At 62.7% G+C, this 16,785-nt stretch carries 16 protein-coding genes; 6 read left to right on the top strand and 10 right to left on the bottom strand.

All coding sequences use genetic code 11. The features are described from left to right. Position 1: 1 nt before the first annotated feature. The 3 genes from CURSPS6_RS04175 to CURSPS6_RS04180 all read left to right on the top strand — a co-directional run bounded on the left by CURSPS6_RS04175 (position 2) and on the right by CURSPS6_RS04180 (position 2,539). Positions 2-862, top strand: a complete 861-nt coding sequence (locus CURSPS6_RS04175; protein WP_030014358.1) for a DUF3037 domain-containing protein — start codon at positions 2-4, stop codon at positions 860-862. A 183-nt stretch (positions 863-1,045) separates the two neighbouring features. Next, on the top strand, positions 1,046-1,285 hold the full coding sequence (locus tag CURSPS6_RS12490) for a hypothetical protein (RefSeq protein WP_152978050.1): 240 nt from the start codon (positions 1,046-1,048) through the stop codon (positions 1,283-1,285). Between the two features lie 144 nt (positions 1,286-1,429). Next, complete coding sequence (locus CURSPS6_RS04180; RefSeq protein ID WP_030014359.1) at positions 1,430-2,539, top strand: tyrosine-type recombinase/integrase; 1,110 nt, start codon at positions 1,430-1,432, stop codon at positions 2,537-2,539. A gap of 214 nt (positions 2,540-2,753) precedes the next feature. Here the strand turns inward: CURSPS6_RS04180 and CURSPS6_RS04185 are convergent, their stop codons facing one another. Beyond that, positions 2,754-3,458: a lipoyl protein ligase domain-containing protein gene (locus CURSPS6_RS04185; RefSeq protein WP_051687619.1), complete on the bottom strand. Its 705-nt coding sequence runs from the start codon at positions 3,456-3,458 to the stop codon at positions 2,754-2,756. 129 nt (positions 3,459-3,587) lie between these two features. Here CURSPS6_RS04185 and CURSPS6_RS04190 point away from each other — a divergent pair, with 129 nt between their 5' ends. Further along, complete coding sequence (locus tag CURSPS6_RS04190; RefSeq protein WP_030014362.1) at positions 3,588-5,093, top strand: SulP family inorganic anion transporter; 1,506 nt, start codon at positions 3,588-3,590, stop codon at positions 5,091-5,093. 99 nt (positions 5,094-5,192) lie between these two features. On the opposite strand, the gene CURSPS6_RS04195 is transcribed toward CURSPS6_RS04190, so the two are convergent. The 6 genes from CURSPS6_RS04195 to CURSPS6_RS04220 all read right to left on the bottom strand — a co-directional run bounded on the left by CURSPS6_RS04195 (position 5,193) and on the right by CURSPS6_RS04220 (position 11,531). Then, a complete protein-coding gene (locus CURSPS6_RS04195; protein ID WP_051687620.1) occupies positions 5,193-5,912 on the bottom strand; it encodes an SRPBCC domain-containing protein in 720 nt (239 codons plus the stop codon). A gap of 191 nt (positions 5,913-6,103) precedes the next feature. Further along, a complete protein-coding gene (gene nrdF, locus CURSPS6_RS04200) occupies positions 6,104-7,078 on the bottom strand; it encodes a class 1b ribonucleoside-diphosphate reductase subunit beta (protein ID WP_030014365.1) in 975 nt (324 codons plus the stop codon). Positions 7,079-7,225: 147 nt separating this feature from the next. Beyond that, positions 7,226-9,406 (bottom strand): class 1b ribonucleoside-diphosphate reductase subunit alpha, encoded by a 2,181-nt coding sequence (gene nrdE, locus CURSPS6_RS04205; RefSeq protein ID WP_051687621.1) that lies wholly within the window; start codon positions 9,404-9,406, stop codon positions 7,226-7,228. Beyond that, positions 9,382-9,840 carry a class Ib ribonucleoside-diphosphate reductase assembly flavoprotein NrdI gene (gene nrdI / locus CURSPS6_RS04210; protein WP_030014367.1) on the bottom strand — a complete coding sequence of 153 codons (459 nt, stop codon included), beginning with the start codon at positions 9,838-9,840 and terminating at the stop codon, positions 9,382-9,384. Before nrdI ends, nrdE begins: the two co-directional genes overlap by 25 nt. Before the next feature lie 37 nt (positions 9,841-9,877). Continuing rightward, entirely contained in the window at positions 9,878-10,114 is a 237-nt protein-coding gene (gene nrdH / locus CURSPS6_RS04215) for a glutaredoxin-like protein NrdH (protein WP_030014369.1), read from the bottom strand. Positions 10,115-10,430: 316 nt separating this feature from the next. Further along, positions 10,431-11,531, bottom strand: coding sequence for an App1 family protein (locus CURSPS6_RS04220; RefSeq protein WP_051687622.1), 1,101 nt, complete (start codon positions 11,529-11,531; stop codon positions 10,431-10,433). Between the two features lie 254 nt (positions 11,532-11,785). On the opposite strand from CURSPS6_RS04220, the gene CURSPS6_RS04225 reads away from it, so the two are divergent. Continuing rightward, positions 11,786-13,189 carry an anion permease gene (locus CURSPS6_RS04225; protein WP_082470333.1) on the top strand — a complete coding sequence of 468 codons (1,404 nt, stop codon included), beginning with the start codon at positions 11,786-11,788 and terminating at the stop codon, positions 13,187-13,189. 47 nt (positions 13,190-13,236) lie between these two features. Beyond that, positions 13,237-13,914, top strand: a complete 678-nt coding sequence (locus tag CURSPS6_RS04230) for a metal-dependent transcriptional regulator (RefSeq protein WP_030014373.1) — start codon at positions 13,237-13,239, stop codon at positions 13,912-13,914. Positions 13,915-13,952: 38 nt separating this feature from the next. On the opposite strand, the gene CURSPS6_RS04235 is transcribed toward CURSPS6_RS04230, so the two are convergent. Genes CURSPS6_RS04235 through CURSPS6_RS04245 form a run of 3 tightly spaced genes read right to left on the bottom strand, consistent with a single transcriptional unit; the run spans position 13,953 to position 16,540 of the window. After that, positions 13,953-14,825: a metal ABC transporter permease gene (locus CURSPS6_RS04235; RefSeq protein WP_030014374.1), complete on the bottom strand. Its 873-nt coding sequence runs from the start codon at positions 14,823-14,825 to the stop codon at positions 13,953-13,955. Then, complete coding sequence (locus tag CURSPS6_RS04240; protein WP_030014375.1) at positions 14,826-15,551, bottom strand: metal ABC transporter ATP-binding protein; 726 nt, start codon at positions 15,549-15,551, stop codon at positions 14,826-14,828. It lies immediately after the preceding gene. Continuing rightward, complete coding sequence (locus tag CURSPS6_RS04245; protein ID WP_082470058.1) at positions 15,548-16,540, bottom strand: metal ABC transporter substrate-binding protein; 993 nt, start codon at positions 16,538-16,540, stop codon at positions 15,548-15,550. The genes CURSPS6_RS04240 and CURSPS6_RS04245 overlap by 4 nt, the downstream gene beginning before the upstream one ends. Positions 16,541-16,785: the final 245 nt, after the last annotated feature.

Below are 16,785 nucleotides of genomic sequence, written 5' to 3' on the forward strand. Positions count from 1 at the left end.
CATGCTGTATCGAACTCGAATCGTCCGATACGTCCCTGACACCGCCCGCGGCGAGTTCCTCAACCTCGGTGTCATCGTCATGGGAGACGACCCCCGCGATGTGGCAATCCGTGCCGTCGAAACCATTACCGAAATCCCGAACATCGGAGGTCCGCGATCGGCGGCCCTCGAGGCCGTTTCCGGCATCGTGCGCGAGGTAGAGTCTCGTCACGAGAGCCCTGCTGAGTTAGAGATCGATCACTCATCAACACTGCGGGCTAGCATCGACTCTTTTGCCCGCAATGCGTACGGATTGATCCAATTCAGTGATGAAGGGATTGCCGACGGCCAGTCAGCCATGGCCGTCGCAGATTTTCTGTTCGACCATCTGGTTTCTCGCGGCACCCCGGCCCGGAGAGAGCAACGACTTACCCGACTCCGTCGACGCATTACCGATACATACTCAACTCGGCCTACCCTGGCGAGGAGTTTACTGTCTAGCCCCCGACTTGTGGCGGGACCACGCTCTGCACCAGTCGATCTAGCGGTCCTGGACCAGAACATCATCGAAATCAACAGCGCATTCTCATTCCAAGGTGAGCCAAATCGACACCTCCTAGAACGAATTGACTCCTGGGCATTTCGAATGAAGTTACTACGGGAGGGAAATGGCGGGGTTCTCCAGCACGGTCGGGAACCGAACGTCCCGGTCGCGCCCGATACCCCAATTATTGCCATAGTCGACCCGCCACAGACCTCAGCTCAACAGGAACTTTTTCAGGAAGTTACCGCTCCCTGGTCCCAGCTTGAGATCCAAACCCTGACATCAGATCAGATCGGAGTCCATGCGAATGACCTCGAGCGCAGGCTAAGCGCCGCTTAACTTGTCAGCCCCCACCCCTACGCTTTTGTGATGTGTATAACCCCTGGGGAGAGGCTGCACGTACGCAGACTCCAATCTTCATCGCCGACCTGACCACACAGTCCGGCGTCACCGACGGCACCCGCGTCTGGCTCCACCACGAGCTGACGCGGGTCGAATCGACGTGCGCCCTCGCCCACGAGCTTGACCACATCAGAGCCGGGCACGCCGGGCACCAACCCCCAGAAGTGGAACGTGGAGTCCGCGTGCGCGTCGCGAAACGCCTATTGCCGTTCTCCCGCCTTATCGATCTGGCCGGTAGCCAGGAAGCTTCTCTGGGTCCTCGCGGAAGGCCTGAGCGTCACCCAGACGGTCTTGGAAGATCGTTTCTCTTGTCTCACCCTCGGCGAGCGCCGCCTACTCGGCTGTGCGCTCATCGCCTAGCTCGTTCGTTTCTCATGGAAGGATTCAACGTTGACTCCTCGACCGCCTACACCGATCGGTCACTACGGCACCATTCACGTCAAGCAGCTCCCCACTGGCGTGTATCACGCTCGGACTAGATACCGAACAAGGTCAGGCCGTTCCGTGGAGGTGACGGCGCGGGGAGCGTCGAAAGCCAAGGCGACCAACCGGCTCAAGGCACGTATCGAACAGGTCCGCTCGTTGCGTCGGTCCACGATCACCGCGGATTCCACGGTGGCTGAGCTGATCGAACGTTACGCCGAGCAGGAGACCGGGTGGACGGACTCCACACGGCGGCTTTACAGGGACGGGCTAGAACGTAACATCCGGCCCCGCATTGGAGACGTGCGCCTGCGGGAGCTGAGTACGGGCATGCTGGATGAACTGATCGCCGGTATCAGCGACCGACGTCCGTACACGATTCGCATCGACGGCCGACGGGTGACTAAGCGGGTCGGAGGAATCGGCGCGGCAAAGCAATGTCGACTCCTGCTGCGTCTCGCCCTAGACCAAGCGGTTAGGTGGGACGCCGTGCCCACCAACCCGGCCCGATCGGTCCGAGCTGTCAAAGATGAGAAGAAGCCTATTGAAGTATTGGACCAGGCCGAACTCAGCGAGTTACGCCTCGCCGTGCGAAACCACTATCAGAACCACCCCTTGGCCGGGCAGGCCGCCGAGACTGTTCCGGATGTGCTAGATCTGCTCATCGCTACCGGCGCGCGCATCGGCGAGATCCTCTGTCTTAAATGGACCGACTTGAATCTAGACACGGCCACGCTGACGATCGCGGCGACACTGGCGGGCCAGGGAGCGACCATCTTCCGTCAGGAGCACACCAAAACCTCTGATTCGGCCCGAGTTCTTCTGCTCCCCGTAGAGACCGTTCGAATGCTACGTCGACGGCAAGAGGCCTCGACTACGGAATGTATTTTCCCCGGGAATCGAGGCACGCAGCTACAGCGCGCTTCGTTCACCAAAATGTTCCATACGGCGGCCGGCGAGCGCTTTTCGCATGTCACGGAGCACACGCTCCGGAGGTCGGTCGCGACGTTGATCAAAGAGGCGAGTAATGCCGAGGCCGCGGCGCTCCAGTTGGGGCACTCTTCGACGACGATCACGTACAAGCACTACATCACTCGGAAGTCCGTTTCCGATGCGCGCGCCGTGCTGGATAACGTGCTCAGCGCCGAGCCGGAGGACTCCCCGGAAACTCCCCATATTCGTTCGGCCTGATACGGTTTCTCGCGGAGTTTTTGTTCCAGACCTGTCCCGGTACCACCCTACTGCCGCAAGGGATCTAGCGGTTGCATACGGTCCCGAAGTCTCAGTGTCAAATCTTGACCGGAACGTACCGTCCACACATTGACTTGGCCCCTCTTCGTATCGTTCCGACGTACTGAGCATCTTGCCCGGTCGCGGGGGTTCCGCATAGCGCGCCCGAGGCCCATTAGGCGCGACGTGTCCCCCTGACGGGTGTTTCCCGGGCCCAGCGCTCGTAACGCTCCTGCACGGCGTCTTCCACGTCTTCACACCGGACCTCCGGGACCGCCTGATCCACGGAGCCCACGGTCGAAGGGTCCAGAGGCAACCGTAGGTGGGCATAAACCTCCGTGAGCACGGCCCTCAGCGGCTCCGGACGGCGGACCACGATACCGGCGGAAAACCACCAGCCGCCGGCGACGACGCGCTGCGCGGTGCCCACCAGTTTGATGCGGTGGTCTCCGGCGACCAGACCGTGCACGCTGTATTCACCGGGACAGTACTCCAGGGGAATCTCCCCGACCGCCGCGTGAAGGCCCAGGTCCCCGAGCGCCTCGGCGTACAGGCGACCGAATTCCCGGTACCGCCGCATATTCCCGCTGGTCGCGTCCGCGTCGGCCACCAGGTGATCGATGATCAAGCAATCGCCGTGGTAGGCGGCCGCGCGTCCCCCGACCTTTCGGACCGAGGCCGCGAAACCGTGCTCGGCACATGCTCGGACGGCACGAGCGAAGCCGGGGTTCAACTCATCCCTCCGCCCGAATCCCACGACCGGCGCGGGACGCGAAAAGCGAAGGACGGATTCCTCCGATCCGGCCGCGACCCGACGAAGACGATCGACCGTCGATTCGAAGGTCACGGAAGCATCGGCTTCGGCTCGTTCAATCACCATGGCTGTCCCTTTTTCTTCGGCGTCATCGAGAGGATACCCCGGGGCGGACCGATGGGCCCGAGGGCCGTGCCGGACGGGTGGCTCCGATACTCTAATGCAGGACCTTCCCCTGATCAGGAGCGATTATTCGTGGCGACTACAGCATCATTATCGGCGGCCGAGCCGCTATCGATCCGCGATGCGTTGCGGAGCCCGAAGACCGCCTTGACGGAGATCCTCTCGGGCATCGTGACCTCCTTGGCGTTGATTCCCGAGGCCATGGCCTTCGCGATCGTCACCGGGCTCGATCCTCGCACGGGTCTCTTCGGCGCCGTGATCATCGCCCTTGTCACGTCGATATTTGGGGGCCGCCCCGCGATGGTCTCCGCGGCGGCCGGTTCCGTCGCGTTGGTTGCGGCCCCGCTCATTGCCGGGCACGGAATCCACTACTATTTCGCCGCGGTGATCCTCTCCGGCGCCTTCCAGATACTCTTGGCCGTCCTCGGAGCGGCGAAACTCATGCGGTTCATCCCCCGCTCGGTCATGAAGGGATTCATCAACGCGCTCGCCATCCTGATTTTCAGCTCCCAGATTCCCGAGCTGATGGGGGTTCCATGGATGGTGTATCCCCTCGTCGCTCTGGGACTCGCCATCGTCTTCATCGTGCCACGCTGGTTCAAGGCGTTGCCCGCCCCGTTGATCGCGATCGCGGTCGTCACCGGTGTCTCGCTGGTCGCCGGTGGACACGCCCCGACCGTCGGGGACAAGGGGTCGCTGCCAGACGCCTTGCCGGTTTTCGGGCTGCCCAGCGTTCCCTGGTCGATGGACCTCCTGGTCGCCGTGGCGCCCGTGGCCTTCGCGATGGCCGTGGTCGGCATGATCGAGTCGCTTCTGACCGCAAAACTCGTCGATGACCTGACCGATACGCATTCGAATAAGACCCGGGAGTCGTGGGCGCTCGGTCTCGCCAACGTGGTCTCGGGCCTGTTCGGTGGCTCCGCCGGGTGCGCGATGATCGGACAGACCATGATCAACGTCGGCACCGGGGCGAGATCCCGCCTCTCATCGCTCGTCGCCGCCGCTTCGGTCCTGGCGTTGATCATGAGCCTGCACGGAGTGCTCGCCGTCATCCCGATGGCGGCTCTGGTGGCGGTCATGGTGTACGTGGCCTTCACGACGTTCGATTGGCATTCGATCAGTCCTCGTCTGCTACGCAAACTGCCGTGGTCCGAGACCCTGGTCATGGTGTTCACCGTGCTCGTGACCGTCCTGACTCACAATCTGGCCCTGGGCGTGGGCGTCGGTGTGATCGCTGCGCTACTCGCCTTCGTCCGGAGGGTTTCCCACCTCGTGAGGGTCGAGAGGGTTCTGGAAGAAGCCGCGGACGGGGCGGAGGGCCAGGTGCGATATCTCGTGCACGGGACCCTCTTCTTTGCCTCCTCGAATGACCTGTACTTTTCCTTCCGCTATGCCCAGGACCCACGGCACGTGATCCTGGATTTCTCCCAGGCCCAAATCTGGGATGCCTCGACCGTGGCCACGCTGGATTCCATCACGCACCGATATGAGTCGTCGGGGCACGACGTCGAGGTGACGGGCCTTGATAGGAGATCGGCACGTTTCCATGACCGGTTGAGCGGAGAACTCGACGGTTGATGTCCGGCCTCGCACGAAAATCAGCCTGCGGTTCGGGACCTCGTCCCGAACCGCAGGCTGATGAATACACCGTCTAGAAGGAGCGGCCTGCCGGTGAGGTCAGGCCTTCTGCGGCTCCTGTTGCCCGGTGTAAAACGCACGGGTTCGCTCGGCCTGCTGCCGGGCGGTGTCCTCGTCCGTTCCGGCTTTCACCTGGGCCTGCTCCCACGCCTTGCTGGAATTCTCGATGAATCGGTTGCCCTCCTCAGAGCCTTCCAGCGCGGACATCCTCTCGCGGACCGTGGCGGCCCGTCCGGACAGGAATGCCTGCAGGGCCAGGAATGATCCGTCCCAGCCCACGCCCGTGGCCCCCGCGCCGTACCGATCCCAATGGTCGTTGGCGGGGACATTGTGCCGGAGGGTCAGCGAGGAGCCCGCCGCCGTCTGCGTGATGGAGATCTGAAGTTCACCGATTTCGTCGCCGTTCTCCCAGGACAACTGAAGCAAGCGCGGAGGATCGAAGACGTCGATGGTCCCTTCGGTGCCCGTGGTGCCCGTCTTGAAGCGACGGTCCTCTCCGGAGACGATCTCCACCGGTTCGAGCCACACGGCAAGGGCTTCCGGGTCGGTCAGCGCCTTCCAGATTTCGTGGGCCGGGTTCGTGAAGGTCTGCTCCAGGACCACGACGTGGTGGTTCTTCTTGTTGCTGACCTGGCGATAGACCCGATCGATCTGCAGATCCGTCGGCGACTTCTTCGTCGGCGGTTGCGACAGGGTCGAGCCCCCGCGCGGTGCTGACTCTGTCTGGGTTTCCTGCTCCGGCGTTGCAGCATGTGCCACTGTGTGACTCCTAACCTCGATGATCTTCATCTCGAGAATACGACGACGCGGCGGGACTCCGCGACTTCCTCGCCTCACAGTGAACGACGCGCCGCGCGGGTCGGTCCCAGATATGGCAATGCCCGGGACGAGGAATCGTTCCTTGCCCCGGGCATTGATCAAGCCGGGAGGTCAGCCCGGATTCGAGGAGACTAGAAGTCCCAGTCCTCGTCTTCCGTGTTGACCGCCTTGCCGATCACGTAGGAGGAACCCGACCCGGAGAAGAAGTCGTGATTCTCGTCCGCGTTGGGAGAGAGGGCCGAGAGGATCGCCGGCGATACGTCGGTCACCGATGAGGGGAACATGGCCTCGTAGCCGAGGTTCATGAGCGCCTTATTGGCGTTGTAGTGCAGGAACTTCTTGACGTCCTCGGAGAGGCCAACGCCGTCGTACAGGGAGTGCGTGTAGGCGACTTCGTTTTCGTAGAGCTCGAAGAGCAATTCGAAGGTGTAGTCCTTCAGCTCCTGCTTCCGCTCGGCTGTCTCCTGCTCGAGTCCGCGCTGGTACTTGTAGCCGATGTAGTACCCGTGCACCGCCTCGTCGCGAATGATCAGGCGGATCAGGTCCGCGGTGTTGGTCAACTTCGCGTGCGAGGACCAGTACATGGGCAGGTAGAAGCCCGAGTAGAAGAGGAACGACTCGAGCAGGGTCGAGGCGACCTTCTTCTTCAGCGGATCGTCGCCCTGGTAGTAGTCCATGACGATGTTGGCCTTCTTTTGCAGGTGCTCGTTCTCTCGCGACCAGCGGAAGACCTCGTCGATCTCCTTGGTCGAGCACAGCGTCGAGAAGATCGACGAGTAGGACTTGGCGTGCACCGATTCCATGAAGGCGATATTCGTGTACACGGCTTCCTCATGGGGCGTGAGCGCATCCGGAAGGAGCGCGACGGCGCCAACGGTGCCCTGAATCGTATCCAGCAGCGTCAACCCCGTGAACACGCGCATGGTCAGCTGCTTCTCTTGGTCGTTCAGCGTGGCCCACGACTGCACGTCATTGGACAGCGGCACCTTTTCGGGAAGCCAAAAGTTACCGGTCAGGCGATCCCAGACCTCGAGGTCCTTCTCGTCCGGGATGCGATTCCAGTTGATGGCCTCGACGTTGTGGACCAGTTCGACCTTTTCGCTCATCATGGCAGGCAAGACTCCTTCGGGCGCTTTCGGCGCTTCGTCACGTGGGATGTTTCTGAAGTTTGGGGAGGACGGTGTGGATGCGCTGGCGCGCCCCATGGGGAAAGGGCCGGACGGATCTGGCCGTCCGGCCCTGACGCTCAGGTACTACAGCATGCAGGAGACGCAGCCTTCGACCTCGGTGCCTTCCAGCGCGAGCTGGCGCAGGCGCACATAGTAGATCGTCTTGATCCCCTTGCGCCACGCGTAGATCTGGGCCTTGTTGATATCGCGCGTCGTGGCGGTGTCGGGGAAGAACAGCGTCAGCGACAGCCCCTGGTCCACGTGCTGCGTGGCGGCGGCGTAGGTGTCGATGATCTTCTCGTGGCCGATCTCGTACGCGTCCTGGAAGTACTCCAGGTTGTCGTTATCGAGGTACGGCGCCGGGTAGTACACGCGGCCGAGCTTGCCTTCCTTGCGGATCTCGATCTTCGAGGCGATCGGGTGGATCGACGAGGTCGAGCCGTTGATGTAGGAGATGGAGCCGGTCGGCGGGACGGCCTGAAGGTTCTGGTTATAGATGCCGTGCTCCATGACGCTGGCCTTGAGCGCTTCCCAGTCGGACTGGTCGGGAAGGTGCATTCCCGAGAAGAGCTCCCGGACGCGTTCCGTCGCCGGGACCCACGCCTGCTTGGTGTACTTGTCGAAGAACTCTCCCGACGCATAGGTCGAGTTTTCGAAGCCGACGAAGGTCTCTCCGCGTTCGATCGCGATCCGGTTGGATGCCCGCAGCGCGTGGTAGAGAACGGTGTAGAAGTAGATATTCGTGAAGTCGATGCCCTCTTCGGAACCGTAGAACACGCGTTCGCGTGCGAGGTAGCCGTGCAGGTTCATCTGGCCCAGGCCGATCGCGTGCGACATCGAGTTGCCTCGGGCAATCGACGGCACGGACTCGATGTCCGACATATCGGACACGGCGGTCAGGCCGCGGATCGCCGTCTCAATGGTCTGGCCGAAGTCGGGCGAATCCATCGTCCCGGCCACGTTCAGCGACCCCAGGTTGCAGGAGATGTCCTTGCCGATGTGGTCGTAGTCCAGTCCGGCGTTGTACTCCGAGGGCTGCGAGACCTGGAGAATCTCCGAGCACAGGTTGGACATGATGATCTTGCCGTCGATCGGGTTGGACCGATTGACGGTGTCCTCGAACATCACGTAGGGGTAACCGGACTCGAACTGGATCTCGGCGAGGGTCTGGAAGAACTCACGCGCGTTGATCTTCTTCTTCGCGATGCGCGAGTCGTCGACCATCTCGTAGTACTTCTCCGTGACGTTGACGTCCGAGAAGGGAACCCCGTAAACGCGCTCGACGTCGTACGGCGAGAACAGGTACATGTCCTCGTTCCGCTTGGCGAGCTCGAACGTGATGTCGGGGATGACGACGCCCAGCGAGAGGGTCTTGATGCGGATCTTCTCGTCCGCGTTCTCACGCTTGGTGTCCAGGAAGCGGTAGATGTCCGGGTGGTGCGCGTGCAGGTACACGGCGCCGGCGCCCTGACGGGCACCCAACTGGTTGGCGTAGGAGAAGGAATCCTCCAGCAACTTCATGACCGGAATAACGCCGGAAGACTGGTTCTCGATCTTCTTGATGGGCGCGCCCGACTCGCGGAGATTGGTCAGGGCAAAGGCCACGCCTCCCCCGCGCTTGGACAGCTGCAGGGCGGAGTTGATCGAGCGACCGATGGATTCCATGTTGTCCTCGATGCGAAGCAAGAAGCACGAGACCAATTCGCCGCGCTGCTTCTTGCCGGCGTTGAGGAACGTCGGCGTGGCCGGCTGGAAGCGACCGGAGATGATCTCCTCGACGAGCTGGGTCGCGAGGGTCTCGTCGCCACGGGCCAACGCCAAAGACACCATGACCACGCGATCCTCGAAGCGCTCGAGGTAACGCTGGCCGTCAAAGGTCTTCAGCGTGTAGGAGGTGTAGAACTTGAAGGCCCCGAGGAACGTCGGGAAGCGGAACTTCTTGGCGTAGGCAAGCTTGGAGAGGGACCTGATGAAATCCATCGAGTACTGCTCAAGAACCTGGGGCTCGTAGTACTGGTGCTCGACCAGGTACTTGAGCTTCTCCTCCAGGTCATGGAAGAACACGGTGTTGTTATTGACGTGCTGCAAGAAGTACTGACGCGCGGCCTGGCGATCGGCGTCGAACTGGATCATGCCGTTCGCGTCGTACAGGTTCAGCATCGCGTTCAGCTCGTGGTAGCCGAGGCCCTTGTACTTCTCCGGAATGGTGGGGTCATCGTGTCCGCGTTCGGCGTTGACGTCTACTGCGGGGAGTTTTGTATCCAAAAAGCTTTCAATCCTTCGTTGACGCGGGCAACATCATCGCTGGTGCCCATGAGCTCGAATTTGTAGAGGACGGGGACGTTGCACTTCGCGGCGATCTTGTCGGCCGCGATGCAATAGTGCTCCCCGAAATTGGTATTTCCCGCCCCAATGACCCCCAGCATGAGTTCCCGATTTCGGGCAACCCGCAGGAACTTCATGACTTGTGGCGGGACGGCTCCGCCCGAACGAGGGCGGCCGTAGGTCGGCACGCACAGCACGAACGGTCGATGCATGTGGATCGTCTCTTCGGCGGTGCGTAGCGGTAACCGATAGGACTCGGCTTCCAACTTGTCGACGAATTTCTGGGTGTTTCCGGAGACGGAGGAGAAGTAGACGAGCAATGGCTCGTCGGCCGCCGCCGGCGCGCCGCGATGGGATTCGAGCGCGGTTTCCATGGGTGTTCTCCCGAAGACTTCGAGTGAATGAACGGGTTTAGGAGGCGAGGACCGCTTCCAGGGTCGAGATCTTGTCCGGGCGGAATCCGGACCAGTGATCGTTCTCGGTCTCCACGACGGGAGCCTGCAGGTAGCCGAGACCCTTGATGTGATCGAGGGCCTGGTCGTCTTCCGTCACGTCCACGACGTCGTAGGAAATTCCTCGCTTGTCGAGGGCCCGGTAGGTCGCATTGCACTGGACGCAGGCGGGCTTGGTGTAAACGGTGATGGACATGCATTCTCCTCGTGCCATGGTGGGGGCGACGGGCGCTTCGCGCGGTTTTCAAGCCGCAAGCACCCGTGTCGCTGGGTTCGCACCAATACTACATCTAGTGTTGCCCCCAGGGCGATGCCCCAACATATGTGTTTTTTGCCCATCTGAGTTATCCCCAGGGTGTGCACTTCACACCGATGTAATTCGGCGACCACCCGGCCGCGTCATCTCGCGGCCGATGCTTTCCTCGCGATCTTTCTGACCCAGGAGTATCCACAGCCCGAAGGGAGAAAATTATTTCTGACACACCGGGACGCAGGCGTGTCGCGCCGGGAGGTTACAGAAGGTCGGTGCGCTTGAGCTTGTCGTGCAGGGTGGCGCCGTCGTTGGCTTCCATCCAGAGGGATCCCGCGGCAACTTCCCGGGCGCGATCGTCCCCCCAGACACGCCCCGAGGCAAGGACGGATTCCCCCACCGTCAGGTTTCTGATGATGATCGCGGCGACGTGCTCCGGGTACCGCAGGGCGAAGCCGTTGTAGATGTCGGGATCGGACTGTCCGTCGTCGCCGATCAGGATCCACTTCATGTCCGGAAATTCGCGCGCCAGGCGGCGCAGGGAATTGACCTTGTGGGCCGCGCCGGATCGGAACCACCGGGTCCTAGTGGGGCCCCAATCGGTCAGTAGCAGGGTGCCTTCCGGATAGGCGTTCCGGGAGAGAAAACGCCGCAGGGTCGGGGCGACGTTCCACGCACCGGTGGACAGATACATGACCGGCGATCTCGGGTGGGCCCGGTGGATCCTCTCCAGGAGCACGGGCATACCGGGCGTGGGCATGCGGGCGTGCTCGCTCAGGACGAAGGAGTTCCACGCCGCCAGCAAGGGCCGCGGCAGGGCCGTGACCATGACCGTGTCGTCGACGTCGCAAATGATGCCGATCTTTTCATCCTCGGGAACCACGTAGACGCTCGAGGAGACCGTCTCGGATCCGTCCATGCTCATGTGGACCTTGTGCACTCCCGGCTCAAGTTCGATGTCGAGGCACACGTCCAAGACCCCGCCGCGATCGGCCGCCACGCGGAAGTTCTGGCCGCCGATGGCCACATCGATCACCGCATTAGAGATCGGCACCGAGGTAAAGGAACGCCAGCCTCGGGCCGGGCTGCTGGCCCGCTGGTCGCCGGTAAAGCCTTCGGTGAGCTCGGAAAACAACATGGTCTTGTAGAGAGCTCGACCCAGCACCCTGACCCACCGGGTGCTCCCGTACCCGACGAAGGGAACGATCGCCGGTTCGTTTCCGGCTTTGATCGCCGATCGTTCGCGGCGCTCGTGAATACCGTCGGCAATGCGATAACCAAGGTTCACTGCTTCGCGGCTCACCGACGGAGCGCGGCGCTTCTTGGGCTGATTCCGGCGAAAGCTGGGCCGATGAAAAGGCATGTGTCCAGTTTGTCACAGCCTCCACTCGAACCCGGCGCGGGCCGACACCCAGATGTGTCGAGAGGAACTCTCAATTTGCCCTTCTCAGGTCTTCTTGAGGGCCCCGATGGTCTTAAAGTCGAGGAGTCCCAACGCATCGACGGGCCTATCTCGCCGTACGTGAACCACGGAATACACCTGTGTAAGGAATCATCGTGAAGAGTCAGACCGCCGCTCCCCGCAAGGCCTCCGGCGCGGCGCGGAGCAGGACATCCATGACGATCAAGATCGCCCTGATCCTCGTCGTCACGATCGCCATCTATTGCATCCCATCCCCCGAGGGCGTCGACCCTCGCGGCATGCACATGGCCGGAATCTTCGTCGGCACGATCTTGGGACTGATCCTCCAGCCCCTGCCCACCGCCTCCGTGGCCGTGATCGGTCTCGCCGCGGCCATGATGACCGGCACCATGACCGCCGAGAAGGAAGCGCTCCAGGGATTCGGCAACTCCACGATTTGGCTCATCGTCGCCGCCTTCTTCATTGCCGACGGGTTCCTCATCACGGGCCTGGGCCGCCGCATCGCGTTGCTCTTCGTCTCGGCGCTGGGTCGATCGTCCCTGGGGCTGTCCTACGGCATGACGCTCACCGACCTCGTGCTGGCCCCGGCGACGCCGTCCAACACCGCACGCGCCGGCGGCGTGGTCTACCCGATTATCGCGTCGCTCGCCTCGGTCAACGGATCCGAGCCGACACCCGAGGAATCCCGCAAGCGCCTCGGGTCGTATCTCTCCCTGACAGCGGTCCAGGTCAATACGATCACCTCCGCGATGTTCGTGACGGCGATGGCGGGCAACCCGTTGGCCGTCAGCTTCGCCTCTGCGCATCACGTGAACATCACCTGGGGCGGATGGGCCCTCGCCGCCCTGGTCCCGGGCCTCGTCTCCCTCGTGACGATGCCGTGGGTCATGTCGAAGATCTTCCCACCGACCCTCAAGAAGACGCCCGAAGCCCCCGCTCAGGCACGGGCCCAACTCAAAGAGCTCGGACCGATGTCACGCGGGGAATGGATCATGCTGGCCACCTTCGTGGTGCTGCTGCTCCTGTGGGTCCTCGGTACCACGCTGGGCGTCAACGCGACCGCGGCGGCCTTCTTCGGTATCGCGATCCTCCTGGTGACCAAGGTGTTGACGTGGAAAGACATGGCGGCGAATTCCGGCGCCTGGTCCACGCTGATCTTCTTTTCGGTGCTCGTGGGCATGGCCACGCACCTCAATACCCTCGGCGTCATCTCCTGGATCGGAAAGTCGGTCGGTACCGTCGTGGGCGGGATGCCGTGGCCCCTGGCCTTCGCCATCCTGGCGCTCGTGTATTTCTACGTCCACTATTTCTTCGCCTCAAACACCGCTCAGGTGGTGGCGATGTATTCGGTCTTCCTGGGAGCAGCGATCGGCGTCGGCGCACCGCCGATGTTCGCGGCGCTGGCCTTCGGCTTCATGGGGAACCTCATCGGTGGGTTGACCCACTACGCTTCGGGCCCCGCCGGCGTGATCTTCGGATCGGGCTACGTCAAGACCGCCGAATGGTTCAAGGTCGGCTTCATCGCCTCGGTGGTCAACATCCTGATCTGGACCGTTGTCGGAAGCGGCTGGATGTACGTGATCGGGATGTGGGATTGACCTGGCCAGACGAGCACGGCCCCGCCGATTCTCGTACCATGACACGTATGTCCGTCTCTTCGCTGACCGAAAGCACGCAGAACTATCTCAAGACCATCTGGGCTCTGAACGAATGGTCCGATGCCGCCGTGACGGCGTCAGCGATCTCCCAGGCAACGGGGTTGCGCCTGTCCTCCGTCTCCGACGCCGTGCGTAAGCTGACGTCTCAGGGGTTCCTGGCTCACGCCCCGTATGGGGCCGTCTCCCTCACCGAGACCGGTCGTTCGCACGCGGTCGCCATGATTCGCCGGCACCGACTGCTGGAGACCTTCCTCGTGGAAACCCTGGGCTACACCTGGGACCAGGTCCACGAGGAGGCCGAGGTCCTCGAACACTCCGTATCCGACTTCATGATCCAACGCATCGACGACCTGCTCGGGCATCCGACGCGAGACCCCCACGGGGACCCCATTCCCTCCCCCGAGGGCGCCGTCGACGCCCCCGAGGCCCACCGGCTTTCGGAGGTCACCGGGGACGGCGTCGTCGTCGTCGAGAGAATCTCGGACGCCGACCCTCAGTTGCTCCAATATTTTTCCAGCCAGGGGGTCTCGGTGGGTTCCCGCCTCACGGTCACGCCGGGTGCGCCGTACTCAGGCGGGGTGGACGTGGTCGTGGTGGACGCGGGCGTGACGCTATCGCTCGGCGTGCAAGCCACGGATGCCGTGTTCGTCTCCGCGGAAAGCTAGGTCTCCTGGCGGCTTGCCCTCACCGGGTGAGGCGCGCGTCATGCCTGCTCCGCCAGGGAACCGACTCGCCGACGCCGAAGGGCCTTGGCGAGCACCCCGTCCCGCGGTCCCGCGAGATAGACCAATGCAAAAAGGATGCCCTGGCACAGGACCACCATCCCGCCGGAGGAGGTGTCCTGGTAGTAACTCACGTAGAGCCCCACGAGAGAACTCACGGCGGAGGTCAACGGGGCGATCCAGAGCATGCGCGACATCCGGTCCGTCAGGAGTCGCGCCGTGGCGCCGGGGATGATGAGCATCGCAACGACCAGGACCACACCGACGGCTTGTAGCGCAACGACGCAGGTCAGCGCCAGCACGCCAAGCAGGATGCCGCCGAGGACCTTAGGATTCAGGCCGACCGTTCGGGCGTGCCCCGGATCGAATGCGTAGAGCGTCAGGTCCCTCCGTTTCAGGACCAACACCAGCAGACAGACGATCGACAAGATCGCCACCTGAATCACGTCCGAGGGCGATACCCCGAGCAGATTCCCGAAGATGATGTGGTTGAGATCCACTTGGGAAGGCGTCACGGAGACCATCACGAGCCCGAGCGCAAAGAGCGTCGTGAACACGATGCCGATCGCGGCGTCTTCTTTGACCCGGGACGTCTCCTTGACTCCCCCGATGAGGGCCACGGCGAGTATCCCGAAGACCGCCGCGCCCACGGCAAAGGGAAGCCCGAAGATATAGGACAGGACCACACCGGGCAAGACCGCGTGGGACACGGCGTCGCCCAGGAGGGCCCAGCCCGTCAGGACCAGCCAGCACGACAAGACCGCGCAGAGCACGGCGGCCAAGAGTGTCGCCTCGATGGCCCGCAGCATGAAGCCGTACTGAAAAGGCTCGAGAAGTAGCTCGACGAAATGCATTTATTCTCCCCCAAAGGCCAGCGCCAAATTCTCGGGCTGAAGGACCTCGCCCGGCGTGCCCCGGAAAACGACGCGGCCACGCAGGAGGATGGCCTCGTCGGCCAGGCGCGCGATGTTCTCGACGTCGTGCACGGTGATCAATACGGCGACCCCCTCGGCCGCCATGCCTCGAAGCACCTCGATCATCGTCCCGGCCGACACGCGATCCACGCCGGCGAACGGCTCGTCGAGGAGGAGCACCTGCGCTTCCTGGGCCAGGGCGCGGGCCAAAAAGGCCCTCTTCTTCTGACCGCCGGACAGCTGGCCGATCTGGCGTTGCGCAAATTCGGTGAGTCCAACCTTCGCAAGTGCCCGCTCTCCCGCTTCCCGATCCGCGCTACGCGGGGCTCGCGTCATGCCCATGGCTCCGTACCGACCCATCATGACGACGTCCCAGACGGATACGGGAAATTCCCAGTCGACGGCCTCGGACTGCGGCATATACCCGAGCAGCCCGCGTTTAAGGGCATCGCGCACGCTCTCCCCCTGGATCCTGACCTTCCCGGTCGTGGGCCGCACGGTCCCACTGATCGCCTTGAAGAGCGTGGACTTGCCCGAGCCGTTCATCCCGAGGACTGCACAGACCGTTCCCGGCCCGAGGGTTAGGTCTACGCCTTCCAACGCCCGGTTGGAGCCGTAATCCACGGTCAGGCTCGAGACGTCGAGGGCTGCCGCCGAACCGGTCATTTCTTGGCGCCCGTCAGTGCGGACGCGATCGTCTCGGTGTCGTAGGTCAGCAGGTCCAGGTACGTCGGCACGGGGCCGTCCGCGTCGGACAGCGAGTCGACGTAGAGCGTGCCACCGAACTCGGCCCCCGAGGACCGAACAACCTGCTGCATCGTCTTATCTGACACGGTGGATTCGCAGAATACCGCCCGGGTACCGCTGTCTTTGACGTCGCGGGCCACATCGGAGACGTGCTGTGCCGAAGGTTGGGAATCCGAGTTGACCGCCCAGAGATATTCCTCGGAGAGCCCGGCGTCGTGGGCCAGGTACGAGAAGGCTCCCTCGCAGGTCACGAGCTTCCTCTGGTTCTCCGGGATCTCGTGCAGACGAGAGGTCAGGCGCCCGTGAATGTCGTCGAGCTTGTTCTTGTAGTCCTCGGCATTCCGCCGAAAATCGTCCCGGTGTTCGGGATCGAGGTCCGACAGGGCCTTTTCGATGTTGTCGGCGTATTTTTCACCGGCGACGGGGCTCATCCACGCGTGGGGATTCGGTTTTCCCTTGCCTTCGCCCTCCTCGATGCTGATCGGCTGAACACCGTCCGACGCCGTGACCTTGGGCGCGTCGGCGTCCTGGGTAAACTTCTCGAACCACGCCTCGAGGTTCATTCCGTTCTCCAAGATCAAGTCCGCCTGAGAGGCCTTTTTGATGTCTTCGGGGGTCGGCTCGTACTCGTGGATTTCCGCGCCGGGCTTGGTAATCGATTCGACCTTGACGTGGTCCCCCGCGATCGTCTGCGCCATATCCGCCAACACGGTGAACGTGGTGAGCACGACGGGCTTGTCGTGACGCTCGGCCTTGGGCGTGCCCTGACCCGAGCAGGCGGTCGCGAGCAGCGGCAGGCTCAGCGTCGCCAGCACCATGGCCGTGCGACGGCGTCGCCGGCGTCGCTCTGCGACCTGGCCTGAGGGCAGGGAGGATCCGGCTTCATCAACATGTTCGGTGGCGTTCATAGGGAAAATATCCTTCTCGGATAACGAGGACTGATGTACGGCGGGTGAGCCGCCCACAAGGCCTAGCTGGATCGTGTTATGGCTGACGCAGGGAACTCACCCGCCAGGAACATCATAAGTACGCCCTGCCGAACAATCCAGTTTTCCAAAGAAGAACACCATTCGTGTCCGGGACGACGTACGCCCCCTTCAGCTGACCTCCCACCGGGGACCGCCCGTCGCACACGGTTCCAACCCCGGGTACG

The organism is Curtobacterium sp. S6 (assembly GCF_000710345.2).
In the GTDB taxonomy this organism is placed as follows: Bacteria; Actinomycetota; Actinomycetes; order Actinomycetales; family Micrococcaceae; genus Rothia.